This window comes from Bacillus sp. FSL M8-0266 (genome assembly GCF_038613425.1).
GTDB classification, from domain to species: Bacteria; Bacillota; Bacilli; order Bacillales; family Bacillaceae; genus Bacillus; species Bacillus pumilus.
The window spans coordinates 363,074-384,571 of record NZ_CP152015.1 but is presented as its reverse complement, the minus strand read 5'-3'; the positions used below and the strand labels follow the sequence as shown (position 1 = coordinate 384,571).

General features: G+C 45.7%; 2 protein-coding genes. Both read right to left on the bottom strand.

Translation table 11 applies throughout. The features are described from left to right. Window positions 1–35: 35 nt before the first annotated feature. Window positions 36–10,724: an amino acid adenylation domain-containing protein gene (locus MKY83_RS01955; protein WP_342488017.1), complete on the bottom strand. Its 10,689-nt coding sequence runs from the start codon at window positions 10,722–10,724 to the stop codon at window positions 36–38. Between the two features lie 20 nt (window positions 10,725–10,744). Beyond that, complete coding sequence (locus tag MKY83_RS01950; RefSeq protein ID WP_342488015.1) at window positions 10,745–21,451, bottom strand: amino acid adenylation domain-containing protein; 10,707 nt, start codon at window positions 21,449–21,451, stop codon at window positions 10,745–10,747. Window positions 21,452–21,498 lie beyond the last annotated feature (47 nt).

Genomic DNA, 21,498 nt, shown 5'->3' with positions numbered 1-21,498 from the left:
CCTCCCTTCCCGTTTTTATGACTGATCTCATGTTGTTAGGTCAATTTCTCCTCAAGCATGTCAAATATATCGTCCATTTCATCCATATCAAGGTCACCAGCAGAGAAATCACTTGGCGTAAATTCTCGTTCGTGCTGCGCTAAACAATGAGTCATGATGGATTGTATTTTTTCTTTTAGCAATGCCATGAACCGCTGTATCGTCTGTTCTTCATATTCATCTGAACAATATGAACAAGACAACATGAATCGATTGTGTTGAACAAGACCACTGAGGTTCAGCTTATAGACAGCTTCTGAATCAGGGCTTGCTTGTCGTCCCATATCATAGGTGGATGGTCCAAAGAGTTCTGTCGTCACTTCCTGATCAATCTGCCCAAGATAATTCAAGCTGATTTCAGGTTGTACATGTTTTCCTGACGACTCAGTGAGATATTTTAAAATCCCGTAGCCGATCCCTTTATTCGGGACACGCCGCAGCATTTCTTTCGTTCCTTTAATCTCCTCAGCTATGCTCTGATCCGGCTTTGCTTTCAGTACGACTGGATACATACTCGTAAACCAGCCAACCGTGCGGGAGACATCCAGTCCTGATAAAATATCCTCTCTTCCATGACCTTCAAGCTGCACATGTACATGGGACTCACCTGTCCACTCCTGAACGGCAAGACCGAGCGCACATAGAAGAATATCGTTCATTTCCGTTGTGTACGGTAGATGAATGTCGGTCAAAAGATGCTCGGTTTCAGACTCTGAAAGCTGCATCTGTACTGCTTTTGTTTGAGCAACTTTTCTTTTCGTTACTTTATGATCAACAGGTAAAGTGGTGATTGGGGTCCTGTCAATCTCATTCCAGTACTCACTTTGGCTTTTTAACGGTTTGGACTGTGCGTATCGTTCGATCGCCTCTGCCCATTCTTTAAAGGAGTGGGTTTTGTGCGGCAGGACGAGCGTTTGTCCTTGAGCTGCCTGTTGATAAAGAGACATAAAGTCCTCTAGTAAAATTCGGCATGAGACACCATCAATCACAAGATGGTGTGTCAAGATAAGTAAGTGATCGCCATCTTTTGCACGGAAACAGATCACTTTCATGAGCGGACCTGTTTCGAGGTTCAGCTGACGCTGATACTCGTTGGCATAGGTGGAAATGGCTTTTTTCATGTCGTGCTCTTTAGAGACATCATGAGAAATAACCGCAATTGGTTCAGTGAGCTCGCGCTGATTGTATTGCAGGATGCTGCCATCCTCTTGCCTGTATACCATGCGCAGTGCATCATGATGTGAAAGTAATTTCTGCATCACTTGTTCTGTCATCAAAAGGTCAAATCCATTTGGCGCATGAAGCATCATCGAGAGATTCCAATGATGCTGGTCAGTGAATGTTCGTTCAAAGAACCAGCGTTGAATTGGAGTCAACATGACTTCTCCTTCGACAGGTGATTGGTCAGCTGTCAGTTGATCAGCTTCTTCGATATATGGGCGTAGCTCCGCAATCGTTGGGTACTGGAATAGTAGTTTCATATCAAGCTTCCAGCCCGCTTGTGTGAGCCTGCTTGCCATTTGAATGCCTTTAATCGAGTCTCCGCCAAGGAAGAAGAAGTGATCGTGAATGCCGACTTGGCTGACGCCAAGCACGTCTTCCCAAATGCCGCATAGAAGTGTTTCGACTTCGTCTCTTGGCGCTTCGTATGCTGTTTGGTTGGCTTCCATATCTGGTGCTGGCAATGCTTTCAGATCGACTTTGCCATTTGCCGTCATCGGCAGTTTGTCTAGCTTGATGATCCATGAAGGGACCATATAGTCTGGCAACGTGCGTTTTAGACTTTCTTTTAGGTCGGTCGTTTCTTCAGCTGTGATGACGTAAGCGGCAAGGGCATCTTGTTCGCTGGCATCTTTCACCGTTGTCACAACTGCTTCTTTGACTGAATTCAATTCAAGAAGCTGAGCTTCAATTTCTGACAGCTCAATCCGGAAGCCACGAATGTTGACCTGATGGTCTTTTCTGCCGAGATAGATCAGTTCGCCATCCTCTGTCCATTTCACTAAGTCGCCTGTCAGGTACATGCGCTCATCTGGATAAAATGGATCTGGGACAAATCGTTTGTTGGTTTCTTCTGGAAGATTCCAGTACCCTCTTGCCAGTCCTTTTCCTGCGATCACAAGCTCACCCGGTACGCCTGGCGGCGAGAGATCATATAACGAACCCATAATGTAAAAACGAGTATTAGCAATCGCTGTTCCAATCGGAAGCGTGCCTTGATCTGGATTGATGATCCCACTTGTCGCCACGACGGTGTTTTCTGTTGGACCGTAGTTATTCACGAGTTGATAAGGAACTGGTTTTACCTGTTTCAGCTTGTCTCCGCCTGTTAGTAAGTAACGCAAGGAGTGATTGTCCATTGACATAAACTGCTCGCATAGCTGGGTCGGCAGGAATGCAATGGTGATATTTTCGTCATTGAAATACGCATTGAGCTTGATCATATCGAGACGAATCGCTTCATCGATGATGTGTAGCTCTGCGCCGGCAATCCATGTCGGGAACATTTCCCAAATAGAGGCGTCAAAGCCAAAGCCGGCATATTTGGCGGTTCGGTCCGCATTTGTCACTTGGAAGGTATCATTGTGCCAGAACGCAAGATTCACAAGGGACTGGTGCTCGACCATGACACCTTTCGGCTGTCCTGTCGTTCCAGACGTGTAAATCATATAGGCGAGATCTGTTGGTTTGACATGAATCTGAATTTCTTGTGCTTCGCCTTCTACCGCATCTTCTATGAACAGGACATGACCTGTGAATGAAGATGGTGCAGTCAGTCCTTTTTGCATGAGAAGAACCTCTGCCCCGCAGTCATTCAGCATGTAGGCAATACGCTGATCCGGATAATCCGCATCAATTGGAACGAATGTCGCACCTGACTTCAGGACGCCAAGGACGGTTGCCGCCATATCAAGCGATGGGCGAGTCAGAATACCGACACGGTCTCCTCGTTTTATGCCGTTTGAGATGAGTCTTGAAGCGACTGTATTTGAACGGCTGTTCAGTTCCTCATACGTCCAGCTTGTTCCGCAGAAGGTCGCCGCTTTTTGTTTCGGTGCTTCAAATGCTTTAGCCTCAATCAGTGCATGAACGGTTTGATCTGACGGAACGTTTAGGACAGGACCTGACCATTCATTGATCAGCTCTTGTTTTTCCTCTTCTGTTAAGATCGAAAGCGATGAAATTGGTTCATTTAGCTTCACCAGCATCTCGTCTATAATTTGTTCATAATATCGACTCCAACGCTGAATGGTCTTCTTTTTAAACAGCGCTGTTGCATACTCAAAGCGTAAGCCCACTTGGTCCTTTTCTTCGAATACACCGAGCGTTACATCAAATTTTGCATGAACTGTCTCTTGCTGTTTTTGCGAAAGCTTGAGTCCATTTAGATTCGGTAACGTCATATCACGGTCATCCGTTGTCAGCATGACACTAAACAATGGGTTGCGGCTCGTGTCTTTCGGCAGATCTAACTGTGCCACCAATTCCTCAAACGGAAATTCTTGATGTTCATAGGCTGATAGACTTCGATCTTTCATTTTTTCAAGTAATTGTGCTGTCGTTTCCTCGAGCTGCACTTCATGTCGAAGAGCCAGTGTATTCACAAACATGCCTGGAACCCGTTCGATTGAAGCATGTGTACGTCCTGCTGTGACAGCGCCTATCACGATATCTGTCTGCCCAGTTAATTTGGAAAGGAAAATAGCAAATGCCGTTTGCATGACCATGTTCATGCTCACACCTTTTTCAGCCATGAGTGCTTTAATGGTCTGCACCTTTTCAGAAGATAACCATCTATCGACTCGGTCTCCTTCAAATGACTGTACATGAGGGCGCGGAAAATCAAGTGGCAGTGCCAAATCTTCAGGTGGCTCTGCGTATTGCTCCAGCCAATATTGACGCTGTTTCTCGAGCAGCGCTTGCTGCTTTTCTTCCTGCTGCCATACTGCATAATCCTTGTAGTGCAGCTGAACTGGCGGTAACGTCTTTTTCTCATACAACTTTGCCAATTCTTGAATGAGCAGACTGCGTGTGACACCATCTGCGATGATATGGTGCATATCCATCATGAACACATATTTTTCTTCAGAAAGCTTCGCCACCTTTGCCCTCATTAATGGTGCTTGATGTAATGAGAATGGGGTGATGAATGCGTCTATGACAGGTTGCTCATGACCTTTCTCTACTTCAACAACCTCTAACGTAAACGGCACTCGGCGATACACTTTTTGAACGGGTACGCCATCAATTTCTACAAAGGCTGTCCGCAATGATTCATGTCGTTCGATCAAGGCTTGCAGCGCTTCTTCTAGCTGCTTTACATCTAGACTGCCTTCCATCATCAATACGGCAGGCATATGGTAAGTCACTGCTTCTGGATGCAGCTGCTGCAACACATACATCCGCTTTTGAGCAGAAGAGACAGGATAGAAATCTTGCTTCTCCGCCGGCTGAATGGATGTCATGTCCGAGGAACCCACTTCTTCTAAATAAGCTGCCATCGCACGTATCGTTGGCTTTTCAAAAAGGACTTTGAGCGGCACATGCTTGTTCAGCTTGGCTTGCATTTTTGAAATGAGCACCATGCCTTTGAGGGAATGACCTCCCAATTCAAAGAAGTGATCATGCACACCTATTTGTTCAACCGCAAGTACTTCTGACCAAATATCGCAAAGCGTCTGCTCAAGTGCCGTTTCTGGTGCTACATGCACCGCGCGATTCATATGCACCTCGTGCGGAAGCGGCAGAGATTTCGCATCTACCTTTCCGTTTTGCGTGAGCGGGATGTGGTCGACTTTGACAAAGTACGTTGGGATCATATAATCCGGCAGTGTCTCCGCAAGCTTTTCTCTAAACGTCAGTGTTCCAATCGGTTCAGGCGACGTGTAATAAAGTGCAAGCTCTGGTAAACGGGACATATGAAGTACTTTCACATACACCTCTTGAATGGATAATCGTGCACGTGCGGCATGCTCAATTTCCTGCTTCTCAATACGATAGCCGCGGACTTTCACTTGATCATCTATTCTTCCGAGAAACTCAATGTCTCCATTTGCATGCTGTCTGACCAAATCTCCTGTACGATACATCCGCTCTTCAGAAAAATACGGATTTTCTAGAAAACGCTCTGCCGTTAATTCAGGCTGATTCAAATACCCTCTCGATACACCTTCCCCTGATATATAAAGCTCTCCAGGTGCACCATACGGGACGAGGCGCTGCTGACGATTGAGTGCGAGCGCTCTTGTGTGAGCAATTGGCTGTCCGATCACAGAGCGATCCTTGAGTGTGCCTAGCTCTTGCTTTGTGATCAGCTTGGTCACAGTTCCAATGGTTGTCTCTGTCGGGCCGTAGTGGTTCATCACAGCCACACATGGATGCTGTTCCATAAATATCTCAACGTCCTCAGAGACAATCGGTTCTCCTCCAAGTATAACAAGGCGTAAAGCGTTAAATGCATGATCTTTCGAATCTGCCATCATATGAAATAAGGATGGTGTCATTTTGATATAAGTCAGCTCTTGTTCATCAATTAAACGCATGAGTCGTACCGGGTCTGTATACACATCTTCACGAGGCACATACAGGGTTCCTCCTGCCTTTAAGACAGGGAAAATGCTTGTGTAACCAAGATCATATGCATAAGAAGAAAGAAGTGCCGTCCGATCGCATTCTTGCAATGTCACCTCATTTGTCAGCCAGTTAACGTAGTGTGATAGATTACGATGCGTGAGCTGAACACCCTTCGGTTTTCCTGTTGTCCCAGATGTGTAAATCACATACGCAAGTTGATCGGCTGATGCTTCCGGCAAATCTAGCGTGCGGCTTTGTAGTACTGCTTTTTCAATCTGCACGACCTGAATCGACTTGTGATGTTGATAGGACCCTGCAAGAGACTCATTTGTTACGATCACTTGTGCACCTGAATCTTCTAATGTGTAGTTGATACGTTCCGCAGGGAAGGCCGGATCAATTGGTACAAATGCACCTCCTGCTTTCATCACACCAAGCATTGAAACGATGACATAGACAGAGCGATCAAGAATCAGCGCTACAGTCTTTTCTTTCTCGACGCCTCGTATCTTCAGTTCACTGCCAATTGCATTTGACATGTCTTCCAGCTCGCGGTAAGTGAGCTTCCGTTGATCATCCATCACCGCAATGGCATCTGGTGTTTCCTTTGCCTGACGTGAAAGTTGGACGTGGAAAGGCTCATGATGATTTGTTTGCACTTCGTCTTTTTTCTCCAACCGCTCTATTTGCTCATGCTGTTCAAGAATAGGGAGCAAGCCGATCTGTTCCTCCGGGTGTTGGACCGCTTCATGAATAATCGCAAGAAGATGAGTTCCGAATCTACGGACCGTCTCTTCTTTAAATAACGCCGCTGCATAGTCAAAGCTCAGCTTTAATGCTCCTTCTCGTTCAAATGCTTCTAGAGACAAGTCAAATTTGACTGAGTGATGCTGTATGGCATAAGGCGAAATGTGCAGGTCGCCGAGCTTTAGTGCGGGAACCTCCATGTTCTGCATGTTAAATGACACGCTAAAGAGCGGGCTTCGGGTTGTATCACGATCTAACGTAAGACGTGCAATTAACTCTTCAAGCGGATAGCTTTGATGAGCAAAAGCATCAACACTCGTTTCTTTTATTTCTTCAAGCAGCTGTAAAAATGTTTTCGTTTGCTCTGGTTTTCCGCGTATCGCAACGGTGTTGATAAACATCCCTGGCATGTCCTGTATATCAGGATGTGTCCGTCCTGCAACAGGGGAACCAACGATGATATCTTCCTGACCGCTATAGGTGGCAAGCAGCACCTGAAAAGCAGATAACAAGAACATGTACATGGTCGTATCTGTTTTCTGAAGCAGGTCATGAATCCGCTGAGTCGTCGCTTGATCACAGCCAAACATGAATCGTTCTCCTGAAAAATCACGTTCCGCTGGACGCGAATAATCCGTTGGCAGCTCTAATACTGGCAAGTCTCCTTCGAATTGCTTCAGCCAATAGGCTTCATGCTCCTTCTGTTTCTCCGTCTCTTCTTCACTTAACTGCCAGACAGCGTAATCTTTATAATGAATGGTTCTTTCTGCAAGAGCTTCGCCATCATAGGCCTTCGCCAAATCTTGTATGAACGTCTTCATGGAGCTGCCATCTGTAATGAGATGATGCGCTTCCAAGACGAGAAGATGACGGTTTTCACTGATCTTCAACAACTGGGCTCGTAATAAAGGCGCAGCTGTTAAATCAAATGGTGATTGATGTTCAGAAAGAAATGCCTCCGCCTCTTCTTCCTTGATATCATGAACAGGAAGGTCAAATCCCGTCCATTCATTCACTCTTTGAACAATATCTTCTCCATTCATATGAAAACTCGTTCTTAGGATTTCGTGCGTTTGGATCAACTGATCGAACGCCGATTTGAGCCGCTGATATTCGAGCGTTCCTTCAAGCGTTAAGACGATTGGAATATGATAATTCGTGCTGTCTGGTTCAAGTGTCTGCAAAATGTATAAACGGCGCTGAGCTGGTGATACCGGATACTCGTCCGCCTGCTCTGCTGGTAAAATCGGATGCCCCATTTCTTCTTGACCATCCTGATCGATATATGCCGCTAATGAACGAATCGTCGGCTTCTCAAAAATCACTTGAATCGGCATTTCCTTTTGAAGCACCTCTTGAATCTTCGCGGACATCATCATCGCTTTGAGAGAGTGCCCGCCAGCCATGAAGAAATGTTCATCTACTCCGACCGTTTTTCCAAGCAGCTCCTCCCAAATTTGAGCGAGTGCCTTTTCTGTCTCCGTCTTAGGCGGAATGATTTCCTTTTTCTCCTGATGCGCTTCGTCCGGCTTTGGTAAAGCTTTTCGATCTACCTTGCCGTTCGATGTGAGCGTAAAAGCATCCAGCTTCATCACATGGTGCGGCACCATATAAGCTGGGAGCTCTTGATTAAATAAATCTCGCACTTCTTCTTCTGTCATTGTCCCTGTGAAGTAAGCGGTGATTTCCTTTTCATCTGAGGAAAACGAATGGACAAGCACAACCGCATCATCTATGCCCGCTTTTTGCTGAAGCACTGATTCAATTTCACCAAGCTCAATACGGAAGCCTCGAATTTTCACCTGATCATCTGTCCGGCCGAGGAATTCGATTTGGCCATCCGCGCCATACCGAGCCAAATCCCCTGTTCGATACAAACGGCCTGACGGCTTAAAAGGATTTGCCATGAATACTTGATTGGTCAAATCTGGACGATGGAGATACCCTCTTGCGACACCATCCCCGCCAACATACAGCTCTCCTGGCGCTCCAATTGGCTGCAATCGTTGATCATCATCTAAAATATAAGCCGACGAATGGTTAATCGGCTGACCAATTGGAATCGGACCCGTTTCATCTCCTCTTACTTCGTAAATGGTCGAGATGGTTGTATTTTCTGTTGGACCATAGGCATTCAGCAAGACAAGTGCTGGATGATGCTGTTTCACAAGCTCCGCACTCTTCACATTGATCACGTCACCGCCTGTAATTAATGTGGTTAACCCTTTGAACATTTGCGGCCGCTGCTGAGCGAGCTGATTAAATAACCCAGTCGTTAAAAAGAGCGTCGTGATCTGATGTGTTTGGATAAATTGTTCAAATCGATGAATATCCAATAAAGTATCGCGGTCAACAGGATACAGCGTCGCCCCACCCAGCAGCGTGGTAAAGATTTCAAAGGTAATGGCGTCAAAGCTGACCGCTCCTGTATGCGCCATACGATCCGACTTATTCAAGCCTAATTTCTCCTGAGAGCAAGCCAATCTCACAATGTGCTGATGCTCAATTTGAACCCCTTTTGGCTGTCCAGTTGATCCCGATGTATACATGATATACGCCAAGTGAGATGGAGACGTCCTGACTGATACATCCATGTGTGAGTGATGAGGCTTACTCGTCACATGTACAGCCTTGATCTGTTCATCAACTGGCGACGGACTATCAGCATGAAGCAAAATGGATGCGCCACTGTCCTCAAGCATAAATCGGATTCTTTCTTCAGGCTGCGAAGGATCAATCGGCACATAAGCTGCCCCTGCGTGTAGAACTGCTAAGATGGCGATCACCGCATCAGCTGATCGGTTCATATACACCGCCACAGCATCCCCGGGCTGTACGCCTTTCTCAATAAGACTGCCAGCCAAACGACGGATTTCTTGTCCAAGCTCTTCGTACGTGAATGTTCGGTCGCCTTCAACTAATGCCAGATGGTCAGGCTGCGCCTTCATACGTTCTTTGAGCAGCTCAGGAATAGACAGATGCTTCGGATAATCTCGCTCCGTCTGATTCCACGCTTTGATCTGCTGCTTCTCCTCTTCCGTGATACACGTCACGTCCTGAAGGCGTACTTCAGGGTTTTGGATGATTTGCTTCATGAGATTGGTTAGATGTTTCGATATGTTTTCAATGACCTTTTCTTCAAAAGCTATGGCGTTGTATTTGATTTTCAATGTCCACGTTTCACCGGGATACACAAGGACATTTAGGTCAAAATTCGTTTGTTCAAATCCGTCCTTTACATCAATGGAAAAACCAAGACGCGCAGACATGGTGTCACCAGACAGCTCCTGATCTAAAGGATAGTTTTCAAACCCAACCAAATGATCAAAGAGCTGCCCTCCAGCAGCTGTTTTCTGCTGAATGTCATAAAGCGGCATAAAATCATAGTTTTCCGCTTCCAATGCATGCTGCTGTACCTTTTGAAACAACTGTTTGAACGTCTGCTTCTGACCCAATGTCACTCGAACGGGTATCGTATTGATAAACAGCCCTGCCATGCGCTCAATTCCAGATACACTTGGAGGTCTGCCCGATACAACGGTGCCGAATGTGACATCATCAGCTGCATGATAGGTGCCTAAAAGAACAGACCAGACCGCCTGAAACAGGTTCGGGGCTGTCACTTGGCATTGTCTTGCTACATTTTGAATGGCTTGTACCGTTTGAGCATCCCATGTAAATGTCCATTCCTGATGGTCGTATTGTCCGTTCGCTTCTTTTTGCTGCAGCAGCCCTTGATGCTGAACCGCTCCATCTAGACGCTCCTGCCAATAGCTTTCCGCTTCTTGTTTATTTTGCTTTCCAAGCCACTGGATATAATCTGCATAAGGCTTACCCTGTGAGCGATCCGGCGTTCGACCGTTCCGAAAAGATTCATAGTAATGAAACAGTTTTTTCATTAAAACACCCATGGACCAACCATCCATGATGATGTGATGGTTGCTCCAAATGAGATGCCAATTTGTTTCATTTAGTTGAAAAACAGCGACTTTCAATAACAGATCATTTGTTAAATGAAATCCTTGCTTTCTCACTTGTTTTTTATATTGATCCAATACCTTTTGCTGCTCTTGATGATTCAGATGTGATAGATCCTCTCGATACACATCGAGATGACGTTCAGCCAGTACAACCTGACGAGGCTTTTGTAATTGTTGATAAACAAAGGCTGTACGGAGAATGTCATATGTCCGTATGAGCTCATTGAGACTTTTTTCAAAAAGAGCGTGATCAAATTCTCCGCTTATTCCAAGCTCAAGCTGTGTGAAATAAGAGGAGGAATTAGGGTCTAGCATGGCATGATAGAGCATGCCCTCCTGCATGGGTGTTAAAGGATATACCTTTTGAATCTTCTGCTTGCTCATATGTCCACCTCTTCGTTTGCTTAAAATATATCCATTAGCTTTTCAAGTTCATCCATCGTGAGATCTTCATCCCCCACATCACTAGGTGTCATCTGGGTTTCCTCCTGTGATACGCAATGTGAGATCAGCGCCTTCACATTCTTTTCAAGAAGGTCCTTGAATTGTTCCATCGTACGTTCTTCAAATTCAAGATGATGATAAGAAATCGTCACATGGAGCATGGCTTGTTCGACGAAACCAACAATATCAAGTGCATGAGGTTTCTCTGATTCAGGACTCAGCGATTGGCCTGCATCCCACGTTGAGCGGCTTAACTCACCGATGATCTGTTCATCAAACTGACCAAGATAGTTAAAGCTGATATGTGGCACGAGATCAAATGAGATATCGTCCTTCATCTTGTCAGGGGTTAAATATTTTAATATGCCATAGCCGATTCCCTTGTTCGGGATGTGCCTGAGTTCCTCTTTTAAATGCTTGATCTGATAAGAAAGATCGTCTGCATGCGACATATCCAGTAACACAGGATACATACTTGTAAACCAGCCAATCGTCCGTGATACATTGACCGCAGGGAGGATGTTCTCTCTCCCGTGTCCTTCAAGATGTATAAAGTGTCTATCTTCACCTGTCCACTCTTTCATGGACAATCCGAGTGCTGTCAGCAAAATATCATTGATGTCTGTTTGATATGCTTCATGTACATCTGTCAGCAGACTGCGTGTTTCCTCCTCAGACAATGTAAAACGAATGGTCTGTGTATGAAGCATCCGCTGATCCTCCGTCACATGATCCTTTTGAAGCGGCGTAACGGAATGCGCAAGTACCTTTTTCCAATAAGCTCTTTCCGAAAGCAACTCATCTGACATCGCGTATTCCGTCAGCTTCTGGGCATATTCTTGGAAAGAGTGTGTTTTTTCAGGAAGTGTCAGGATTTCCCCGCGCTTCGACTGTTCATAAAGAGCCATAAAATCTTCAAGGAAAATACGCCATGACACACCATCGATGACAAGATGATGTACAGCGAGCAGTAAATGATCCCCTTGATCCGTTCGGAAAATGGCTGGCTTTACTAAAGGTCCTTCCGCTAGCGATATACTCGCCTGCACTTCATTTGCCAGCTTTTCTACCTGCTGGATTTGCTGCGACAGTTCCCCTTGTACTTCTACCACATCAACAGCCACCAAGTTTTCTTCGATTTTTCGATGACGCTGGATCACGCGTCCTTCTTCAAGCGGATACACCATTCGCAAGGCATCGTGATGGATCATGAGCTGCTCCAACACTTGCTGAACGATGGTTTCATCCAAGCCATTTGGCGCTTGGAGCATAACTGATTGGTTCCAATGGTGCTGACTCGTAAAGTTTCGTTCAAAGAACCAGCGCTGAATCGGTGTGAAAATGACTTCTCCTTCGACAGGTGATTGGTCAGCTGTCAGTTGATCGGCTTCTTCGATATATGGGCGTAGCTCCGCAATCGTTGGGTACTGGAATAGTAGTTTCATATCAAGCTTCCAGCCCGCTTGTGTGAGCCTGCTTGCCATTTGAATGCCTTTAATCGAGTCTCCGCCAAGGAAGAAGAAGTGATCATGAATGCCGACTTGGCTGACGCCAAGCACGTCTTTCCAAATGCCGCATAGAAGCGTTTCGACTTCGTCTCTTGGCGCTTCGTATGCCGTTTGGTTGGCTTCCATATCTGGTGCTGGCAATGCTTTCAGATCGACTTTTCCATTTGCCGTCATCGGCAGGTGGTCTAGCTTGATGATCCATGAAGGCACCATATAGTCTGGCAACGTGCGTTTTAGACTTTCTTTCAGGTCGGCCGTTTCTTCAGCTGTGATGACGTAAGCGGCAAGCGCATCCTGTTCGCTGGCATCTTTGACCGTTGTCACAACTGCTTCTTTGACTTCTGCCAGCGCAAGGAGCTGCGCCTCAATTTCTGACAGCTCAATCCGGAAGCCACGAATGTTGACCTGATGGTCTTTTCTGCCGAGATAGATCAGTTCGCCATCCTCTGTCCATTTCACCAAATCACCTGTACGGTACATGCGCTCACCTGGATAAAATGGATCTGGGACAAAGCTTTTCTCTGTTTCCTCTGGAAGATTCCAGTACCCTCTTGCCAGTCCTTTTCCTGCGATCACAAGCTCACCCGGTACGCCTGGCGGCGAGAGATCATATAACGAACCCATAATGTAAAAACGAGTATTAGCAATCGCTGTTCCAATCGGAAGCGTGCCTTGATCTGGATTGATGATCCCACTTGTCGCCACGACGGTGTTTTCTGTTGGACCGTAGTTATTCACGAGTTGATATGGAACAGGCTTTACCTGTTTCAGCTTGTCTCCGCCTGTTAGTAAGTAACGCAAGGAGTGATTGTCCATTGACATAAACTGTTCGCATAGCTGAGTTGGCAAGAACGCAATGGTGATATTTTCGTCATTGAAATACGTATTGAGCTTGATCATATCGAGACGAATCGCTTCATCAATGATGTGCAGCTCTGCGCCGGCAATCCATGTCGGGAACATTTCCCAAATAGAGGCGTCAAAGCCAAAGCCGGCATATTTGGCGGTTCGGTCCGCGTTTGTCACTTGGAAGGCATCATTGTGCCAGAACGCTAGATTGACAAGGGACTGGTGCTCGACCATGACACCTTTCGGCTGTCCTGTCGTTCCAGACGTGTAAATCATATAGGCGAGATCTGTTGGTTTGACATGAACCTGAACATCGTGAGCTTCACCTTCTACGGCATCTTCTATGAACAGGACATGACCTGTGAATGAAGATGGTGCAGTCAGTCCTTTTTGCATGAGAAGCACCTCTGCCCCGCAGTCATTCAGCATGTAGGCAATACGCTGATCCGGATAATCCGCATCAATTGGAACGAATGTCGCACCTGCCTTGAGGACACCAAGGACGGCTGCCGCCATATCAAGCGATGGGCGAGTCAGAATACCGACACGATCTCCTCGTTTTATGCCGTTTGAAATGAGTCTTGAAGCGACTGTTTTTGCCCGATTGTTTAGTTCCTCATACGTCCAGCTCGTTCCACGGAAGGTTGCCGCTTTTTGATGAGGTGTCTGGTATGCTTTAGCCTCAATCAGTGCATGAACGGTTTGATCTGACGGAACGTTTAGGACAGGGCCTGACCATTCACTGAGCAGTTTTTGCTGCTGCTTCGGTGATAATAGCTGCATTTGATCTAGCGATTGATCTGGCGCTGATACCATTTGTTCCAATAAATGAAGGAAAAACTCCTTCCACTTTTCGATCGACGACTGTTGAAAGATAGAAGAATTAAAATCGAACACAAGCTCAATGTGATCAGCCGATTCGTTTCCAGTTAAGGTCAAATCAAATTTGGCGATATTCTCTTCGAATGGCTCTGGAACAATGTGAAGTCCATCCATCGTTAAATCACGGATATCCGCATTTTCCATTGAGAACACCACATCAAAGATTGGATGACGGCTAGTGTCTCGAACCGTTTGTACTTGGTCTACCAATTCTTCAAATGGGTACAACTGATGCTCATTTGCCTCTAACACAAGCTGATGAACATTTGACGCAAATTCCGCAGCTGTCAGATGTCCTGCTGGCTTTGTTCTAAGTGCCAGCGTGTTCACAAACATACCAATGACAGATTGAATATCCGGATGAGTTCTGCCCACAATCGGCGAACCGATGATGATATCTTCTTGTCTTGATAGCTTGCTTAAAAGGGTACTGTAGCAAGTGAGCAGGACTGTATACGTCGTACTGTTGAGCGCTCTGACCAGCTCATCCAATTTGGCTTTAAGCGGCCCATTGATTGTAAATGAGACGCGATCTCCTGCGAATGTTTGCACTTTTGGTCTTGGCAGGTCTTCAGGCAGTGCCAGTACAGGCAGGTCTCCTTGTAATTGCTTCAGCCAAAACGCCTCTTCAGCTTCTATTTGTGCAGCAAACGTCTCGCTTTTTGACCAAACCGCATAATCCTTATATTGAACAGGTAATTTCTCTAATTTGTCTCCTCGATACAAGGCTGAAAGCTCCTCAATTAAAATGCCCACAGATGCACCATCTGAAATGATATGATGCATATCAATCAGCAAATAATGGACATTTACGGAAGCAGAAACTAGACCTACTCTGAGTAGAGGCGCCTTTTCTATATCAAATGGACGGATAAAGTCATTCATCAATTCCTGTATGTCTCTTCCGTTCCCTTCGATTGTCTCAATGTCTACGGAGATGTTTGGTTCAATCCGTTGAACAGGTTCATTCTGAACAAAATCAAAGCTCGTTCGGAATGCTTCATGACGATGGGCAAGCTGTTCAATCGCTTTTTTAAATCGTTTTTCATCAAAAGCACCTTCTAGCTTTAAAGCAGCCGGCATATGATAGCTTTGCTCCGCGTCGGTCATTTTCTCCAATACAAACAGCCGTTTCTGAGCAGATGTCACTGGATAATAGGCCGCTTCTTCTGCAACCTCCACCCGCTTGATCTCCGTTTGATCCGCTTGATCAACCGCAAAGGCAAACGCCTCTAATATTGGGGATTCAAATAAAGACTTTAAAGTGAGCTCCACGTGCATCTCTTCATACAGCTTGTTCAGCATTTTCATGCCGCGCAGCGAATGACCACCGCATTCAAAGAAATGATCGTGCCTGCCGATTCGCGGCACTTCAAGAACTTCTTCCCAAATGCGCGCCACGAGACGCTCCGTTTCTGTTTGAGGAGGGATGTACTCATTTACCCCTTGCTCACTTAGGTCAGGCACCGGTAGCGCGCGCCTATCTACCTTGCTGTTATTCGTCAGCGGAAGCTCGTCTAATTGCATGAAGAATGACGGCATCATATACACAGGCAGTTCACGCCCTGCTTGCTCGCGTAAATCAGTTAATGAGACAGACCCTTCGGCTGTAAAATACGCACATAATGTGTCATTTGGAGCTGCAATGACGACGGCTTCCTTTAATTGCGGATGGCGCAGCAGCTGATGCTCAATTTCTCCAAGTTCAATACGCTGACCTCGAATCTTCACTTGATGATCGATTCGTCCAATGAATTCAATCTCTCCATTTGAAAGCCAGCGTGCAAGATCACCCGTTTTGTACATGACCTCACCAGGGCGGAAAGGATTTTCCACGAATTTTTCACTTGTGAGTTTTGGCTGCCCATAATATCCTTTTACCAGTCCATCACCAGCGACACATAGCTCTCCTGCTACACCTGGCGGTTGCAGCTGTCCAAATTCATCTACAATATAAACAGCCGTTTGACTCACTGGCTTTCCGATTGGAATGGATAACGCCTGCTCCTCAATGTGATTCACTGGATAATACGTAGTGAAAATCGTACTTTCAGAAGGACCGTACATATGAACAAGTTTGCCTTCCCCTACCGTTTCAAGTGCAGTCATGACATGAGGCACGGAAGCACGTTCTCCGCCAAATAGAACTTTTCTAACGTTCTTCAGGCTGTCTTTTTTCATATCGATAAGTAAGTGAAAAAGAGCTGTCGTGATCATTAAAATACTGACTTTCTCCTTCTCAATCGCTCCAGAAAGCTCATTCATGTTTAAGATATGATCCTTTGGCAGAACAATCAGTTTCGCACCGTTTAATAAAGCACCAAACACATCAAACATAAAAGCATCAAATACATAGTTTGATAGGCTCATCACCGTGTCTTCATGATGAATGGTCAGATAATTTGATTGCTTCACCGTTCTCAAAATATTCCGGTGTGTCACCATATTTCCTTTAGGTTTTCCTGTTGTACCAGATGTATAGGTCAAATTCGCCAAATCCTCTGGCAATACACGAATGTCTATATTGCTGTCTGATTGCTGAACAATTGCCCGATCTTCTGTTTCGATGATGGTTCCTTCGAAAGAAGCAAGTACCGAACGATGGCGCAGCACTTGATGTGTCAATAAGAATTGCGCACCGCTGTCTGTTAAAAAGTGCTTCACGCGTTCATCAGGGAAATCAGGATCAATTGGTACATAGACGCCGCCCGCCTTAAGTACAGCTAGAACAGAGAGTACCATCTCATTAGACCGTTCAAAGAATAAGGCTGCTTTCATCCCTCTTTCAAACCCATGTTCACGTAAATAATGAGCCAGCTGATTCACACGGTCATTTAGTTCTTGGTAAGAAAGAATCACACCTTCACATTGGAGGGCAGACTCATGACCGTGCGCCTTCACCTGTGCTTCAAACTGCGTCACAATGGTTTCTTCTGACGGATAAGGCGTCGTTAACGGATTCCACAGATTCAGTTGAGCTTCTGCTTCTTGTTCAGAGAGTAATCGATAAGATCGAATCGCCTCCTCCGGCGCTTGAACCATCTGCTTCAGCAAATACATATAATGATGCAGCATCTGCTCGGCTGTACTTCGTTTAAATAGCGCCGTACTGTAATCGAGGACAAAGGATAACCCTTGATCTGACTCCATCGCTTGCAGCGTTAAATCAAACTTTGCAATATGGAAATTGGTTTCTTCGATTTCAACTTGCATTTCTCCTATATGCTGGGCTGATCCATGATCTGGCATGAGTGTAAAAACGGTATCGAATAATGGATGACGGCTAAAATCCCTTGGCACATTCAGTTTTTCAAGCAGTCGTTCAAATGGATATTGCTGATGCTCAAATGCATGCATCGTCTTTTCCTTCACTTGCTCGATCAACTGCGACATGGTTCCATTCGGATCAACCTCGGACCGCAAAGCAAGTGTCTGGACAAACATGCCAATCATGTCATCCAAATCTGCATGCACTCGCCCTGCCGCCGGTGTTCCAACCACGAATTCCTTTTGACCCGTGTACTTCGCAAGCAATGTATAGTAAGCAGAAAGCAGAACCGTATACAGTGTCGTGTGGTGTTTTGCCGCAAGCTCCTGCAATTGCACCTTTAACGTTTCATTGATTTCTTTGATCACACGATCCCCTACAAACGACTGGACTGCTGGGCGCTGATAATCGGTCAGCAGCTGTAAAGCAGGAAGATCACCCGAAAATTCCTGCAGCCAGAATGCCTCTTCTTTTTGAAAACCTTGTTGTTCTTGCCAAACAGCATAGTCCTGATATTGAAGCTTCAATGGGTCTTTGACCGATCCCTCGTAAGCATCTGACAGCTCACGCAGCATCAAATCAATCGAAAGACCATCTGAGATCAGGTGATGCATATCGAAAAAGAGCAGGTGCTCCTGGTCATGTAATGACTTCAAGCCAATACGAAGAAGTGGTGCACACTCAAGGTTAAAGGGTCTGACAAATCGCTTCATATTTTCTTCCATCGTGCCGCCTGTTAGCTGTTCGATTTGAAATGGCACGGATGGAGCTATCCGCTGACGAGGAATACCTTTCAACGTATGAAAAGACGTACGCAGCATATCATGACGTATGATGAGTTTTTCAAAGGCTTCCGTCAGCTTCTCTTGGTGCAGTGTTCCTTTTAACCTCACAACAGCTGGCATATGGTATGCAGTGCTTTGCTCCAATTGGCTCACCATATAAACGCGCTGCTGTGGAGGTGACAATGGATAATGGTCTAAGGCAGGTGCTTTAGGTATCACCGTTTCAGAGGATGTTTCCGCTTGCTCAATGTAGGCAGCCAAAGCGGCAATGGTCTGCTGTTCAAATAAAATGGACAGCGGCACCTCCACCTGAAAATCTCGCTGCACATGTGTGAGTACAGTCATTGCTTTCAGCGAATGCCCCCCTCGTTCGAAGAAGGAATCATATATACCAATCTTCTCTTGACCAAGGATTTTTCCCCACAAACGCACAAGCTTCGTTTCGATCTCGTTTCTAGGCGCAGCATAAACAGCTTGAACGGCTTTATCACCTTTTAAGGCAGCAAGTGCACGACGATCGACTTTGCCGCTGACTGTGAGTGGAAATGCATCGAGCTCTTTGAAATAGAGCGGCATCATGTAAGCTGGTAGCTGATGTTTGATAGCAGCTTGCAGCATGTCAACTGACACATTTTCATGACGAGCTTGATAGTAAGCACTTAACACCTTTTCCCCGTCTGCTTCTTCGACAACAAGTACAATAGCTTGATCCACTCCATCTACCTGCTCCATCACTGCTTCAATTTCGCCTGTTTCTATGCGGTAACCCCTTATTTTCACTTGATCATCCATTCTGCCAAGATAATCAATTGTGCCATCCGGAAGCCATCTGACTAGATCTCCTGTTCGATACATCCGCTCATCTGGAGAAAATGGATCTGCCGTAAATACTTTCTCCGTCAATTCAGGCTGATTCACATAGCCTCGTCCAACACCTATCCCTGCAATGCACAGTTCTCCAGCAGCCCCCTGTACCTGTAATTGATCATGGTCATTTAAAATGTAAAGACGGTGATGACCGAGCGGCTTTCCGATCGACACATAACGCTGCTGTTCAGAGGATTCGCGCAGCTCACTTAGTTCTAGGCGATGAACCGCCGCATCGACACACGTCTCAGTCGGACCATACACATTCCACAAATTAAAATCAGGCTCACTCATCCGAACCGCTTCGATAAGAGAATATGCTGCTTTCGCAGGCAATGCTTCTCCCCCAACTAACATATGCCTCAAGGACAGCCCATCTAATTCCGCTGCAAGTAAAAGCTGCACATGCGCCGGTGTTCCGTCCGCTGCTTCAATTTGATGTTTTCTATAATAAGCCGCTAATTGAACACCATTTCTCGTTGTTTCTCGCGGGATGATATGAAGCGTATGCCCAAATAATAGTGCAGCAAAGATTTGTTTCACCGATGCATCAAAATGGAATGGTGCAAGAAGCGCCATTTGAAGCTCACTCGCCTCTTCATAAACCTCATGATGCAAGGCATGGACCAAATGATGTAGCTGAAGATGCTCAATCATGACGCCCTTCGGCTTTCCAGTCGTCCCCGATGTATAAATCATATATGCCAAATCCTCTGGTACCGACTGATCTACAAGCTGTGGTAACAGTTCATCATCTAATGCGATTTGCTGCTGCACGACCATTTTTTCCGAGAGGACACGGTATGTTGAAACGAACGATTCCTCAGTTAACACAATGGAAGCACCAGAGTCCTCCACAATATATTGAATACGCTCCTCAGGTAATGCTGGATCAATCGGTACATACGCCCCGCCAGCCTTTAATATGCCGAAGATCGCCACCATAGCCTCTGCCTTCCGATCCATTAGGACAGCAACAGGCACATCACGCGAGACACCTTTCATTTGTAAAAAACGCGCCAGCTTTTCTGCCTTTTGAAACAGCTCTCCATAAGTAAATGCTCCATTTTCTGCTACAACAGCTGTCCGCTCTGCATACTTATTGGCTGTCTCATCAAACAAGTGGTGAACCGGCTTTTCAGCTGGCTTTTCAAACGGTTTTCTCTCAGATAATTGAAGCAGTTCCTTTTGTTCATCTGGTGGAAGTAAAGGGAGTTTCCCGATCAGCTGGTCAGGCTGGGAGACCGCCGCTTCTAGTATGATCAAGAATCGATCAAACATCTTACTGATTTCTTCTTCGGTGAATACATCTGTACGGTAGTCCAAATCAATGGTCAATGTATCTGTATCCCAGCGGTCCTTTACATGAATGGAAATATCATTCATTCCGCTCCCGCTAAAGATCGGTTCAGTAATAAAAGACAGATTCTCTTTTTTCTGCCACTGCATGACCTGGTATTCTAAAGAAATATCAAAAAGGCGTCCTGTAAACCCTTCTCTTTCACGTAAATCATTCATGAGGAGATTGTAAGGGTACTTTTGGTGACGCAAGATCTTCATTTGATCCGCCATGACCTGTTTGACGAAATCAAGAAATGATTGCGACCCTTGAACAGATGCACGCATCGGAATGGTGGAAACAAACATACCAATCATCTTTTTTTCTTTGGCATTCGTTCGGTTGCCCATAAAGGTTCCAAGGACAACATCCTCCATACCGCTAAAACGATGCAAATACATATAAACAGTAGACATGAACATCGAGAGCATACTGACTTTCTGCTCTTCACAAAACGTACGAAGTTTCTCCTTCAAAGAATCTGGAATATCCCCTGAAAATCGCTCCGCATGTAAACTCATCTCGTATCCCTTATGCGGTTTTAAAGAAGCGAAATCTGGAATATTGGCAAATTGTTCATTCCAAAAAGCTTGGTCTTTTTGAAATCGTTTAGAAGTTTCATAGCTTTGCTCACTCATGATGTGGTCAACGAAGGAAATCTCCTCAACCGGTGAGATGTCTACCCCCTGCAGCATGTCCTGGTACAAGTCGATGATGCGATTTCCCATTAAGATAATGGAGATACCATCCGCCACAATATGATGTGCTTTACAAAACAGCCAGCACTCTTGATCACTGATTTGAAAGACCGTAAATTCAATCAAGAGGCTGTCAATCAACGGCATCGGCTCACGGATTTGTTCATTCGCCCAAGCCCTCACTTCTTCTTCACTCCAGCCCTTCTCCATGCGAATCGGCTGTTCTTCATAAGGCTTGATATATTGAACAGGCTCCTCCTGCTCATGCCGATACACCAGCCTCAACCGAAGGGAGTCAGTTTGGCGAATGTACGCTTGAAGCACGTCAACGACCAAAGATGGATCTAAACCTGATACCGATCTCAATCTGGCGAATCCACCCAAATTAGAAATACTTGTACCTGGATAAAATCTTTCCGTGTAGAATACTCGCTTTTGCGCATGTGTTAAGGGGTAATAAACTGTATTCATTTTCATCCTCCGCCTCTTCTGTGTTTTCTCCACCAATGTGACAACCC

Bases quoted from the DNA above. Each gene is read 5' to 3' on its own strand.
- MKY83_RS01955 (WP_342488017.1), bottom strand. From the start codon at position 10,724: ATGAGCAAGCAGAAGATTCAAAAGGTATATCCTTTAACACCCATGCAG.
- MKY83_RS01950 (WP_342488015.1), bottom strand. From the start codon at position 21,451: ATGAATACAGTTTATTACCCCTTAACACATGCGCAAAAGCGAGTATTC.